The sequence below is a fragment of the Paracoccus sp. P2 genome (assembly GCF_046335115.1).
Taxonomy (GTDB): Bacteria; Pseudomonadota; Alphaproteobacteria; order Rhodobacterales; family Rhodobacteraceae; genus Paracoccus; species Paracoccus pantotrophus.
Map to the genome: position 1 here is coordinate 45511 of NZ_JBGOSN010000025.1, position 11639 is coordinate 57149.

At 66.0% G+C, this 11639-nt stretch carries 14 protein-coding genes, 1 pseudogene and 1 other annotated feature; of the genes and pseudogenes, 7 read left to right on the forward strand and 8 right to left on the reverse strand.

Annotation, left to right across the window (positions count from 1 at the left end; genetic code table 11):
* Positions 1-377 precede the first annotated feature (377 nt).
* The 8 genes from ACDP63_RS15785 to ACDP63_RS15820 all read right to left on the reverse strand — a co-directional run bounded on the left by ACDP63_RS15785 (position 378) and on the right by ACDP63_RS15820 (position 6306).
* The gene (locus ACDP63_RS15785) at positions 378-785 is read right to left on the reverse strand and encodes a single-stranded DNA-binding protein (RefSeq protein WP_409928259.1); all 408 of its coding nucleotides are present in this window, start codon (positions 783-785) and stop codon (positions 378-380) included.
* 966 nt (positions 786-1751) lie between these two features.
* Positions 1752-2018, reverse strand: a complete 267-nt coding sequence (locus ACDP63_RS15790) for a YjhX family toxin (protein WP_409928260.1) — start codon at positions 2016-2018, stop codon at positions 1752-1754.
* Positions 2019-2453: 435 nt separating this feature from the next.
* Positions 2454-2744 (reverse strand): hypothetical protein, encoded by a 291-nt coding sequence (locus ACDP63_RS15795; RefSeq protein ID WP_409928261.1) that lies wholly within the window; start codon positions 2742-2744, stop codon positions 2454-2456.
* Positions 2745-2824: 80 nt separating this feature from the next.
* A complete protein-coding gene (locus ACDP63_RS15800; RefSeq protein WP_409928262.1) occupies positions 2825-3502 on the reverse strand; it encodes a DNA methyltransferase in 678 nt (225 codons plus the stop codon).
* Between the two features lie 496 nt (positions 3503-3998).
* Positions 3999-4415 (reverse strand): hypothetical protein, encoded by a 417-nt coding sequence (locus ACDP63_RS15805; protein WP_409928263.1) that lies wholly within the window; start codon positions 4413-4415, stop codon positions 3999-4001.
* 242 nt (positions 4416-4657) lie between these two features.
* Positions 4658-5011 carry a DUF2200 domain-containing protein gene (locus ACDP63_RS15810; RefSeq protein WP_409928264.1) on the reverse strand — a complete coding sequence of 118 codons (354 nt, stop codon included), beginning with the start codon at positions 5009-5011 and terminating at the stop codon, positions 4658-4660.
* Positions 5012-5048: 37 nt separating this feature from the next.
* Positions 5049-6017, reverse strand: a complete 969-nt coding sequence (gene dmeF / locus ACDP63_RS15815; protein ID WP_409928265.1) for a CDF family Co(II)/Ni(II) efflux transporter DmeF — start codon at positions 6015-6017, stop codon at positions 5049-5051.
* A gap of 16 nt (positions 6018-6033) precedes the next feature.
* Complete coding sequence (locus ACDP63_RS15820) at positions 6034-6306, reverse strand: metal/formaldehyde-sensitive transcriptional repressor (RefSeq protein WP_409928266.1); 273 nt, start codon at positions 6304-6306, stop codon at positions 6034-6036.
* Positions 6307-6393: 87 nt separating this feature from the next.
* Here ACDP63_RS15820 and ACDP63_RS15825 point away from each other — a divergent pair, with 87 nt between their 5' ends.
* From ACDP63_RS15825 to ACDP63_RS15855, 7 genes and pseudogenes are all read left to right on the forward strand, one after another.
* Positions 6394-7026 (forward strand): class I SAM-dependent methyltransferase, encoded by a 633-nt coding sequence (locus ACDP63_RS15825; RefSeq protein WP_409928267.1) that lies wholly within the window; start codon positions 6394-6396, stop codon positions 7024-7026.
* A 281-nt stretch (positions 7027-7307) separates the two neighbouring features.
* Positions 7308-7365, forward strand: a sequence feature (sul1 is cis-regulatory element that is thought to sense ions involved in sulfur or methionine metabolism; They are found in Alphaproteobacteria).
* A 73-nt stretch (positions 7366-7438) separates the two neighbouring features.
* Positions 7439-8929, forward strand: coding sequence for a SulP family inorganic anion transporter (locus ACDP63_RS15830; protein ID WP_409928268.1), 1491 nt, complete (start codon positions 7439-7441; stop codon positions 8927-8929).
* A gap of 11 nt (positions 8930-8940) precedes the next feature.
* Positions 8941-9804 carry a universal stress protein gene (locus ACDP63_RS15835; protein WP_409928269.1) on the forward strand — a complete coding sequence of 288 codons (864 nt, stop codon included), beginning with the start codon at positions 8941-8943 and terminating at the stop codon, positions 9802-9804.
* Between the two features lie 255 nt (positions 9805-10059).
* On the forward strand, positions 10060-10422 hold the full coding sequence (locus ACDP63_RS15840; RefSeq protein ID WP_409928270.1) for an ArsR/SmtB family transcription factor: 363 nt from the start codon (positions 10060-10062) through the stop codon (positions 10420-10422).
* Positions 10415-10912: pseudogene (locus tag ACDP63_RS15845) on the forward strand (arsenate reductase ArsC); the annotation flags it as partial. The gene ACDP63_RS15840 and the pseudogene ACDP63_RS15845, both read left to right, overlap by 8 nt.
* 30 nt (positions 10913-10942) lie before the next feature.
* Complete coding sequence (gene arsC / locus ACDP63_RS15850; RefSeq protein WP_409928275.1) at positions 10943-11368, forward strand: arsenate reductase (glutaredoxin); 426 nt, start codon at positions 10943-10945, stop codon at positions 11366-11368.
* A 12-nt stretch (positions 11369-11380) separates the two neighbouring features.
* Positions 11381-11639: arsenic resistance protein (locus ACDP63_RS15855; RefSeq protein ID WP_409928271.1), on the forward strand; the 259-nt coding region annotated here is incomplete at its 3' end.

Consider the following 11639-nt stretch of genomic DNA (forward strand, 5'->3'; position numbering starts at 1 on the left):
GGATCGGAGTTTCCCGCCGCATGTTAGTCGCAACTGCCGAAACGCCAAGGATGTCCACGCCGTTCGCCGATGGGCACCGGTTTCACCCTCGTCCTCTGAAGCAAAATGCGCCGTTCCCGACCGCGCGCCGACGGTCATGCAAAGCCCATCGGTAGCGCTGTGGCGCCACCTCGCTCTCCAGCCCCTTTTCCCAAGCCCCTGTTTCTTCTTCCCGGGAGGAGGATTGAGGTCCGGGGAAGGAAGGAGCCCCCGCCGGAGGCTTACCGGCCGGTCGATCGGGACGGGAAGCCTTCTCTTGCCGGCGCGGCCTTGGGGCGATCCGGCGCGAACATGGGAAAACCCGGCGGCTGGAACCGCCGGGCCTCTGGGTCTCCCGCTCAGGTCGGGATGTCATCTTCGTCGATGAACCGGCCCTCGTCTTCGTCGCTTTCGGTCTGCGGCGCCCGACTCAGGAAATCCACCGTCTCGGCGACGATCTCGCAGCCGTAGCGGTCCTGGCCATCCGCATCCTGCCATTTGGTGTAGTGGATGCGGCCGCGCACCAGCACCTTCGTGCCGGATTCGCAATATTGCTGGATGGTCCGGCCCAACCCGTTGAAGGCGACGACGCGGTGCCATTCCGCGTCCTCGACCCGATAGCCGTTCTCGTCGCGGACGACCCGGCCTTCCGAATAGCGCGGGCGCGCGGTGACCAGCCTGAAGCGGGTGACGTCGGTGCCGGTGCGGGTGGTGCGGGTTTCGGGGGCCTGGCGGATGGTGCCGGCGAGGATGACGATGTTCTGCATTGTAGGTCTCCGTTGCTCGAAGGAGGGACCATTCCCTCCGACGAGACCCGGAAAAGTCCGTCGGGAGGCACCTGCAACTGACGCCCGTGGGCGGCAGCTTGCCCGCAAGGCTTCGGAGTGGGGCGGGCAGCCGCGCCCGGCGCGGCAACACGGTCCGGAGCCTTGGGGGTTGCTGGTGGAAACCGCACGGAGTTAGGGGATCGAACAGGCGGAGGGATTGGTTCGTCCGGGGGGCATGACGGGGACAGATCGCAGAATGGCGGCGTTCTCGCCGGTGCCGTCCTGTCGGGAAAGCCCCCGGAAACAAACCCGCACCACCCGCGGCGGTGCCGCTTCGCTTTCCCTTGCCGGTCAGCCTTGCGTTCGCCGCCGGAAGGCCGGGTCGTTCGGGACGGGAAGGATCAGGCTGTCGGGCCGGGGGCGAGGAATGGCATGGCTGCTTCGTCGACCCTGGGTTGGACCATCCGGCACTATTGCGGGGCCGGCAGGAAGCTGGCCGCATCGCGGCGGGCATCCACTGTATGGAATGGCAGGATGCGGAAGGCAGGGACCGTTATGGCTGCGGGGACGGCGGCGATGGTGGATTTCCGTGCCGGGTGCGGCGGACCGGGACCGACGAGGGCGAGGGTTGGTTCATCGGCGATGCCGTTCCCCTTGCGCGGGGGCCGAGGGCCAGCGGTTCCGGCTGCCGGGTTTTCCCGTGGGCGTGGCGGATCGCCCCGAGGCTGCGCCGGCAATCGCGCCGCCCGATCCGGCACAACCCGCGCAGGATCAGCCGTTGTCGCAATACGTTGGCCGCGAACTGCGAGAGGATCGTCACCGGCATCGGCCGAAACTGCTTGCGGGTTCGGTGAGCGCCCCGCGGGGCGCGAGTAGAGCCGTCCCCCGCAGGGGGCTCGCCCGGATACTGCCCTGCAAGATGAATGTCATGGCACTGCCGCCGTCGTCACAGACGGCAGTCCCTGCTCATTTCGCCTTCGACGCATTCCTTGCCATGGACAGCACCGCAACCCCTGCCCTGGTGATGGTGTAGGGACCGCCGTTCTGCGATGCGATCAGCTTCTTTCTGCGCAGGTTCTCAAACTCGGCCACGCCGAACCCGTCGAGAAACCAGCCGCCGCGGCTGATGAAATCCGCCGAGACCAGCCGTTTGCCGTCGTCCTTCTCGACCATCACCCGGCCACCGAAGGACAGCATCTCAAGCGCCTTGCGCTCGTTTCTGGAGATATTCATGATTCATACCCGTTCGCCCGGGCAGGGCCCGGACTGTCATCTACGAATGCAAGCCATGGCTTGCAGCTCAGGACGATGACGGCCTCGATCCACGCAGGGCGTGAAGCGAGGCTCTATACGGCTGGAAAGAAGGTATGTTTCATGCGGCGATCCTAGCGGTCCCGCCGCGCCCGATCAAGACATGGACCGCATCGCTCTTCCCCGCTTCCGGCATGATCCGGCCGGGCTCCGATATATGGTGGTCTCCGCCCGTCCGGATCATGCCGCGCCGTTCGCATCGGCCACGGGCGCGTCAGCCGCGTCTTCGCCTGGTCTTGCGAGCCGGGCCATGCCCGGCGAGCGCGATTTTTTTGGTGCCTTTCCCGTGCGCCTCGCACGCGCAACGGCCGCCGATCCGATGGATCGGCGGCCGTGGTGTTCTGGGCTAGTGCCTGCCTATGGGCGCAGCGACCGCCACGGTTCATCCGTCCCGGCCGGGCGCCAGGTCAGCCGGCGGCAGCGGAACGTGGCCCAGGCGTAAAGCAGCGGTTCCATGCCGTGCCACCAGTCGGCCTCGACATCGCCGCAACGGCCCTCGAACAAAAGCCTGCCGCGCGCGGTGTAAAGCCGGAACTCCACCGGCAGCGCGTCGCCGTCGTCCGGCTTGCCGCGTGCGGGAACGCCGTCGGCGTCCTCGCCCAATCCGAGGCAACCGCCGTGATGGTCCTTCGTGACAATCCAGCGCATGTCGAAATCCTTTCTTCCTTGAAGCTATGGGGGTATGGCGCCCGCCCTGATGACGGGCGCCCTTGGGCCGCAGAAATGGCCTATGCGGCCGCCTTCCGGTCCCGCTCCTGCAGGGCGGCCATCCGCTTGCCGATGGTCTGGTAATGCGCCGCGTCCAGTTCCACCCCGAGCCAGTCGCGGCCCAGAAGATGCGCCGCCGCCAACGTGGAGCCGCTGCCGCTGAACGGGTCCAGAACCAGATCGCCGGGCTGGGTGAACGCCCCGATCAGTTTGCGCAGCGCCGCCACCGGCTTTTGGGTCGGATGCAGCTTGTTGCCGGTATAGGGGAAGTCCAGCACATCGGGCACCGGACGGGCGGGTAATGCCGGGTCGCCCTTCGCCAGCAGATAGGCCTGTTCGTGCTCGTAGCGCAGGAACCGCGCGGATGAGGCGTAACGCTTGCGGAATACCAGATGCCCGACGATGCGGAAACCCGCCGCCTTCCAGGCCTCCACGAACAGATCCACCTTGTTCCAGCCGTAGAAGCTGACGCAGAAACCGCCCTGCTTCAAAACCCGGTGCATCTGGGCGAAGGCCGGACGCAGCCAGCGGGCGTTGTCGTCATTGGCGACGGTGCGGCCCTGCCGGTCGCGGAAGCGGGTCACATAGGGCGGATCGGTCAGGATGAAATCCACCGAGCCGGTGCCGAAAACCTGCATCGCCTCGATGCAATCGGCATTGATGACGAGGTTGCGGGGGGTGCTGGTCTTGCCGGTCATGTCTTTGTCCTTTCGGGTTCGGGGCGGAGGGCCTTTTCTCTGATCCGCCGATGGGCCGCGCCTCGCCGGTCTGACTTCGGGAAACGCATGTTTCCCCGGAGGCAGAGCGGCGAGGGCGCAGCCCGACCCGCGGCCGCATGGCTGGCGGTCATGGGTCGGGGCGCAGGGGTGGGGCGGCCCGCAGCCGCAGGCGAGGACACGGCCCTGCGCCCCGACGACGCCCTCGGGCGGCGCCTGCCCTTTGACGGCCAGACAGGCGGATGCGTGGCGGACAAATCCAGGAAACGGGAAAGCCTTCGGGCCGGGGTGAGCCGGGCAAGGCCCGGTCGAGGCCCCTGCCCGGCTTCCGCGCAGGCGCGATCCGCGCCCGGCGCGCGGATCACATCGGATCAATGCCGCATGGTTGGCGCCGGCTGAACGGGGCTGCGAGGAAGCGCTGATCTTCAACGCCGGATCGGTGAACGCCTCGTGGACGTCGGCATCAGGCCACCTCGGATCAGGCCTGCGGCGCCAGTTCCCCAAACCCGTTCAGGTTCATCAGCGCGGCGATGCCGGTGACCAGGCCGGCGGTGCCGCAGAGCAGCTTCAGGACGATGGCTGAGTCGATGGCCTCATGGGTGACGCCATGCACGACGGCATATCCGGCGATCATCGCCGGGATCACGAAGACGGCCCGTGCCAGCAGGCAGAGGATCGGATTCCTCGCCTTGAGCAGCACCGCGAGCACCAGCCCCACCGACAGCAACGCTACGGTGGCTGCGACCAAGGCCGAGAGCAGGAATCCGGCTTCGGTCGCGTGGACGAAGCTGAACGTCTCGACAAAGACCATCACCGGCAGGGCATAAACGGCAAGATACCAACCAATCACGCAGGCGACCGCGGTGAGCATGATGGCAAGCAAGATCAGCGTCATGGAAGCCTCCAGACCGAAGGGTTCAGGGATCGATCACGTCAGGCTGCCAGAAGGTGATACGCTCCGCCTGCGACCAAGGTTCACTACGCCGTTGCTACGAAAAACAGCATTCCCAAGACCGTGCGATGGGTCAAGCCGACAGGCAAAGAGCAGATAGATAATGCGGATAGGCGCCGAAAGTGGGCAGTGGCCGGCGACAACTTGCCGGACCATCTCAGCAGCGCGTCCCACCGGCTGCTGGCTCACCCTTTCCGCAGGATCTTCTCCATCGGCTTGCCCTTGGCCAGTTCGTCGATCAGCTTGTCCAGATAGCGGATCTCCCGCATGAGCGGATCCTCGATCTCCTCGACCAGGACGCCGCAGACCCTGCCTTTGATCAGGGAACGCGCCGGGTTCATGTGCGGGGCCTCGGCGAAGAAACTCTCGAAATCCGTCCGGTCTTCCAGCCGGGCCGCCAGTTCTTCGGAGCCGTAGCCGGTCAGCCAGCAGATGATCTCGTCGACCTCGGCTCTGGTCCGGCCCTTCTTCTCCGCCTTGGCCACGTAATGCGGATGGACACTGGCGAAGCTGGTGGTGAAGATCCTGTGCTTGGTCATGTTGCCTCCTGATCTCTGGCGATGGCGATCCTGTTTCCTAACCGAACCGGCCCCGCGCAGCTGGGACGCCGCCGCAATCCTCGACCTCGACGGTGACATGCGACAGCGCGTGGATCCGCGACAGGCGCGACTTGTAATGCGAGGGCGCCTGCGGGTCGCTCGACACCAGCGAGACGATGGCCGCATGATGGCCCGGCCCGATCTGCCAGACATGCAGGTCGGCGATCCGGTCGGTCCCGGTCTCGATCGCCTCGCGGATTTCGCCAGGCAGGTCCTCGTCTTCCGGCACCCGGTCCAGCAGCACGGCAGCGGAATCGCGGATCAGCCCCCAGGACCAGCGCGCGATCACCAGCGCCCCGACGACGCCCATGGCCGGATCGGCCCAGGTCCAGCCATAGCTGCGCCCGGCCAGCAGCGCCACGATGGCCAGGATCGAGGTCAGCGCATCCGCCAGCACATGTAGATAGGCGGCGCGCAGGTTGTTGTCCCGGGCATGACCGTGGTGATGATCATGGTCGTGGTGATGATGCCCGTGATGGTGATGGGAATGGTCGTCCCTCAGCAGCCAGGCACAGGCGAGGTTGACCACCAGCCCGACCACAGCCACCGCGATGGCCTGGCCGAAGCGGATCTCGACCGGGTTGGCCAGCCGCACCAGGCTCTCCCAGCCGATCAGCAGCGCGATCAGGGCCAGCACGACGGCGCTGGCGAAGCCGCCCAGATCGCCCAGCTTGCCGGTCCCGAAGCTAAAGCGGGCATCGCCGACATGGCGGCGGGCATAGAGATAGGCCAGCGCGGTGATCAGCATCGCCCCGGCATGGGTGGACATGTGCCAGCCATCGGCCACCAGCGCCATCGAGCCGTAGATCGTGCCGGCGGCGATCTCGGCCACCATCATCGCGGTCGTCAGGGCGATGACCAGCCAGACGCGGCGCTCGTTGTGCCGATGATGCCGTCCGAGGAAGTCGTGCCCGTGGGTATGGGCGGAGATGTCGATTGCGGACATCGGGTCCCCTCCAGGGCTATTTCATGTAGGTGCGGATGACGCCGATCAGTTCCTCGCCGCCCTGCCGGCGTTCGGCATCGGTCTCGGCGTGCAGCACATGCTCGCGCAGGTGATCCTCCATCACCTCCGCCGTCAGGCCGCTCATCGCGCCCCGGGCCGAGGCCAGCTGGCGCAGGATCTCGCCGCAGGGTTTTTCGGCTTCCAGCGCGCGCTCGATTCCCTCGATCTGGCCCCTGAGGCGACGAACGCGGGCGATCAGCTTCTGCTTGTCGCGGATGGTGTGGGACATGGCGGCAGCGACCCTCGGCTTCATATGATATGGGGGACTATACTATAAGAGGCAGGATCGGTGAAGCCGGGGAATGGTTGAGGGCGGATGGCATGGACGCTGCCTTCGCGCTCCGGTATCCCGCTGACGATGGCACAGAACATCTACGACAATCCCGACTTCTTCGCCGGCTACAGCCGGTTGCCCCGGCAGGTGCATGGGCTGGACGGCGCGCCCGAATGGCCTGCCATCCGCGCCCTGCTGCCGGATGTGGCGGAGAAGCGCGTGGCCGACCTGGGCTGCGGTTTCGGCTGGGCCTCGCGCTGGTTTCGCGAGCAGGGCGCGGCGTCCGTCGCGGGATACGACCTGTCGCGGAACATGATCGCGCGTGCGCGGGCGGATACCTCGGACCCCGCCATCGACTACCGCATCGCCAATCTGGAGGCGCTCGACCTGCCCCAGGCGGCGTTCGATCTGGTCTACAGCGCACTGACCTTCCACTATGTCGCGGATTTCGACCGGCTGGTGCGGATGATCCATCGCGCGCTGACGCCGGGCGGCGACCTGGTCTTCACCATCGAGCATCCGATCTTCATGGCGGCCGCGCACCCGCATTGGGTCATTGACGAGGACGGCCGCAAGACCTGGCCGGTCAACGGCTATTCCGTCGAGGGCACCTTTTTCATCTTGCCCATCCGGCGGGCATGTTTCGGACAAGGCGGATATAGGCCGGGCACCTGACGGGCAGTAGCCGTGATACCGGCAAACCAGCCATGCATTCCGCGCTGCAGCATGGGCTGCGGACGGGCGGGCAGAAATCACGTCCCGACCCAAACCGAACATTTCTACCTGCTCCGTTGCCGATCGACATTTCCCGCGACGACCGCCCGCGCAAGCACCTTCGCCGTAGCAGCACGGCGGAGACAGGGCCGAAGTGCCGGCAGGATCGCTGGCCTCCGCTCCGGTTTTGCTGTTCCGGGTTGCAAATGCGCGATGTTTGCGCATAACAGCCACCCGAAACGCATGGAGCCGGGTGCAACTCCCGGCTGGCTCTTCCGGCCGCTGATCCGCCGGACAACCCGAACCTACACCCCAAGATCGAAACTCGACATGCGGCCCCATTCCGGGCCCTGATCGGTCAGGAACGGATGACATGATTTCACTCGACGCTTATCGGACCCAGTGGTTCGGCAATATCCGGGGCGATCTGCTCGCAGGGCTGGTCGTGGCTCTCGCGCTGATCCCCGAAGCCATAGCCTTTTCCATCATCGCCGGTGTGGACCCCAAGGTGGGTCTCTACGCCAGCTTTTCCATCGCCGTTCTGATCGCCTTCACCGGCGGGCGGCCCGGCATGATCTCGGCGGCCACCGCCGCCACCGCCGTGCTGATGGTGACGCTGGTGCGCGACCACGGGCTGCAATATCTGCTGGCCGCCACGGTTCTTGCCGGTCTGATCCAGATCGGCGCGGGCCTGCTGCGGCTCGGCTTCGTCATGCGCTATGTCTCGAAATCGGTGATGACCGGCTTCGTGAATGCGCTGGCGATCCTGATCTTCATGGCGCAACTGCCGGAACTGGACCCTTCCAAGGTCACCTGGCTGACCTATGTTCTGGTCGCCGCAGGACTGGCCATCATCTACCTGTTCCCGCTGCTGACCAGGGCGATCCCCTCGCCGCTGGTCACCATCGTGGTCCTGACCGCGCTTGCCATGTTTTTCGGCTGGGACGTGCGCACCGTGGGTGACATGGGCGCGCTGCCCGACACGCTGCCGGTCTTCCTGATCCCGCAGATCCCGCTGACGCTGGAGACGCTGCTGATCATCCTGCCCTATTCCATCGCGGTGGCCGTGGTCGGCCTGCTGGAAAGCCTGATGACGCAGAACATCGTCGATGATCTGACCGACACCAAGTCGAACCGCGATCAGGAATGCATCGGCCAGGGCGTCGCCAATACCGCCACCGGCTTCATCGGCGGTATGGCGGGCTGCGCCATGATCGGACAGTCGATCATCAACGTGAAATCCGGTGGGCGCGGACGGCTCTCGACCTTTACCGCCGGTTTTGTGCTGCTGATCCTGGTGGTCTTTCTGGGCGACTGGGTGGCGCGCATCCCGATGCCCGCGCTTGTGGCGATCATGATCATGGTGTCGGTCGGCACCTTCTCTTGGTCGTCGCTGAAGAACCTGCGGACGCATCCGCGGTCTTCCTCGGTGGTGATGATCGCGACCGTGGTGACGGTGGTCTACACCCACAACCTCGCCATCGGCGTTCTGGTGGGCGTGCTCTTGTCGGGTATCTTCTTCGCCGGAAAGATCGCGCAACTGTTCAAGGTCGGATCCTCCGCCACGCCTGACGGCCGGGTGCGCACCTATGTCATCGAAGGCCAGCTCTTCTATGGCTCGGTCGAGGATTTCATGGACGCCTTCGATTTCAAGGAGGCGGTGGAAAAGGTCATCATCGACGTCAGCCGCGCCCATATCTGGGACATTTCCTCGGTGCAGGCGCTGGACATGGCGATCCTGAAGTTCCGCCGCGACGGGGCCGAGGTCGAGATCGTCGGCATGAACACGGCGTCCGAAACCATTGTCGACAGGCTTGCCGTCCATGACAAGCCCGGCGCGATGGACAAGCTGATGGCGCATTGAGGGAGGAAGACATGAGCGAACAACCGCAGAAGATCGTCGCCCTCGTGGACGGCTCGGCCTATTCGGCCAGCGTCTGCGAGCATGCCGCCTGGGTGTCGGATCGCACTGGTGCGCCGGTCGAGCTGATCCATGTGCTGGGTCGCCGCGAGGCACCGGAAAGGCCGGACCTGTCCGGCGCGATCGCGCTTGGCGCGCGCACCGCCCTGCTTGAAGAACTGGCCGAACTGGATGCGCAGCGCGCGAAACTGGTCAGCCACAGGGGCCGCGCCATCCTGGAAGATGCCCCCGCCATCCTCGAAAAGGCGGGCGTGGCCGAGATCACAACACGCCTGCGCCATGGCGACCTGATCGAGGCCGTCGCCGAGGTCGAGGCCGATGCCCGCGTCATCATGATCGGCAAGCGCGGCGAGGCGGCGGATTTCGCCAGGGGTCATCTGGGCTCGAACCTCGAACGGATCGTCCGGACCAGCCACAAGCCGGTCTTCGTTGCCTCCCGCACCTTCAAGCCGATCTCAAAGGTGCTGGTGGCCTATGACGGCGGGGTTTCGGCGATGAAGGCCGTCGATCACATTTCCCGCAGCCCGCTGTTCCAGGGGCTGTCGGTGCATGTCGTCACGGTCGGAACCGCCACGCCCGAGGCGCAGAAGGGGCTGGCGGATGCGAAAGCCTCGCTGAAGGCCGCCGGGATCGAGGCCGAGACCTCGATCCTGCCGGGCCAGCCCGAGACCGCGCTCGGCAAGCTGGTGGATGAGGCGCAGTTCGACATGCTGGTGATGGGGGCCTATGGCCACTCACGCATCCGCAGCCTGATCATCGGCTCCACCACAACGGCGATGATCCGGTCCTGCAAGGTGCCTGTTCTTCTGATGCGCTGACCGCGCTGCCTCTGCGGAAAAAGGGGGAGCCGGTCGGCAATGCGGCCCCCCGCATCCGGACGGCCGTTTTACGACGCCCCTCCTATAGAAGCCGGCACACCGGCTCTGCACGGGGGATGCAAACCTGGGTCTGCGTCTCGTCACCACGAACGATGCGGGGCCGTTCCAGAGCGGCACGGATACCACCCCGCCATTCAACTTGCGTTGATCTGTCTCATTGCATTATAAGTCAATAAATCTTGAGGGATTGATTCGATGGAAGAGCAACACGCCCTTGCCGGCTTCGCGGCCCTGTCGCAGGAAACCCGGCTGCGCATCGTCCGGCTGCTGGTCAAGGCCGGGCCTGACGGCATGGCGGCCGGGGCGATCGGCGAGGCCCTGGGGGGCGCCAGCACCTCGCGGCTGTCGTTTCACCTGACCCACCTCGAACATGCCGGGCTGATCCGGTCCCGGCGCGAAGGGCGCTTCATCATCTACAGCGCCGTCTTTGCGACATTGGCCGGACTGATCGCATTCCTGATGCGCGATTGCTGCGACGGCCACCCCGAGATCTGCGCGCCGGTCGCGGCCGCGCTGTCCTGTTCCTGTGAACCCAGCAAGGATGCCCTGCATGGCTGACGCCTCGCCTCGTGTCTTCAACGTTCTGTTTCTCTGCACCGGCAACTCCGCCCGCTCGATCATCGCCGAAAGCGTGCTGCGCAAGGAGGGCGACGCGCGGTTCCGCGCCTTCTCGGCCGGCAGCCAGCCGAAGGGAGAGGTGCATCCGCGGACCCTGAAGATCCTGCAGAACTACCATTACCCGACCGAAGGGCTGCGCTCGAAAAGCTGGGACGAATTCGCCGGGCCCGACGCGCCGGTGATGGATTTCGTCTTCACCGTTTGCGACGACGCGGCGGGCGAGGCCTGTCCCTATTGGCCGGGCCAGCCGATGACGGCGCATTGGGGCCTTCCAGACCCGGCGGCCGCGACCGGCAGCGAGTTGCAGCGCGACATGGCCTTCATCGAGACGCTGCGCTACATGAAGGCGCGCATCCAAACCTTTGCCGCCCTGCCGATCGGCACCCTCGATCACGCCAGCCTCGCCTCCAGGTTGCACGAGATCGGGCGAACCGAAGGCGCGGCCGCGGTGGGGGCCGACATGGACGTCGTGATCTACCACAACCCCGACTGCGGCACCTCGCGCAATGTGCTGGCGCTGATCCGCAATGCCGGGATCGAGCCGCATGTGGTGGAATATCTCAAGACGCCGCCCTCGCGCGCGATGCTGGAGAGGCTGATCGCCCGCATGGGCATCGCGCCGCGCGAGCTGTTGCGCCAGAAAGGCACGCCCTATGCCGAGCTTGGCCTGGACGACCCGGCGCTGCCCGACGCCGCGCTGGTCGACGCGATGCTGGCGCATCCGATCCTGATCAACCGCCCCATCGTGGTCAGCCCCAAGGGGGTGCGGCTCTGCCGGCCCTCGGAACAGGTGCTGGACCTGCTGCCGCCGCAGCGCGCCGCCTTCAGCAAGGAAGACGGCGAGCCAGTCGTGGATGCCCAGGGCAACCGCATCCGCCCGGCCTGAAAGGATCTGATGATGACCCCCGACAGCCCGGCCCGCCGGCTTTCCTTTCTCGACCGCTACCTGACGCTCTGGATCTTCGCGGCCATGGCACTCGGCATCCTGCTGGGCACGCTGTTCTCCGGCCTGCCGGATGCGCTGCACGCCATGGCGGTGGGCTCGACCAACATTCCCATCGCCATCGGGCTGATCCTGATGATGTATCCGCCGCTGGCCAAGGTCCGCTACGAGGACCTGCCCAAGGTCTTTGCCGACCGGCGGGTGCTGGTGCTGT

Coding starts and splice junctions, on each gene's coding strand:
- ACDP63_RS15785 (WP_409928259.1), bottom strand. CDS start 785: ATGCAGAACATCGTCATCCTCGCCGGCACCATCCGCCAGGCCCCCGAA.
- ACDP63_RS15790 (WP_409928260.1), bottom strand. CDS start 2,018: ATGAATATCTCCAGAAACGAGCGCAAGGCGCTTGAGATGCTGTCCTTC.
- ACDP63_RS15795 (WP_409928261.1), bottom strand. CDS start 2,744: ATGCGCTGGATTGTCACGAAGGACCATCACGGCGGTTGCCTCGGATTG.
- ACDP63_RS15800 (WP_409928262.1), bottom strand. CDS start 3,502: ATGACCGGCAAGACCAGCACCCCCCGCAACCTCGTCATCAATGCCGAT.
- ACDP63_RS15805 (WP_409928263.1), bottom strand. CDS start 4,415: ATGACGCTGATCTTGCTTGCCATCATGCTCACCGCGGTCGCCTGCGTG.
- ACDP63_RS15810 (WP_409928264.1), bottom strand. CDS start 5,011: ATGACCAAGCACAGGATCTTCACCACCAGCTTCGCCAGTGTCCATCCG.
- dmeF (WP_409928265.1), bottom strand. CDS start 6,017: ATGTCCGCAATCGACATCTCCGCCCATACCCACGGGCACGACTTCCTC.
- ACDP63_RS15820 (WP_409928266.1), bottom strand. CDS start 6,306: ATGTCCCACACCATCCGCGACAAGCAGAAGCTGATCGCCCGCGTTCGT.
- ACDP63_RS15825 (WP_409928267.1), top strand. CDS start 6,394: ATGGCATGGACGCTGCCTTCGCGCTCCGGTATCCCGCTGACGATGGCA.
- ACDP63_RS15830 (WP_409928268.1), top strand. CDS start 7,439: ATGATTTCACTCGACGCTTATCGGACCCAGTGGTTCGGCAATATCCGG.
- ACDP63_RS15835 (WP_409928269.1), top strand. CDS start 8,941: ATGAGCGAACAACCGCAGAAGATCGTCGCCCTCGTGGACGGCTCGGCC.
- ACDP63_RS15840 (WP_409928270.1), top strand. CDS start 10,060: ATGGAAGAGCAACACGCCCTTGCCGGCTTCGCGGCCCTGTCGCAGGAA.
- arsC (WP_409928275.1), top strand. CDS start 10,943: ATGGACGTCGTGATCTACCACAACCCCGACTGCGGCACCTCGCGCAAT.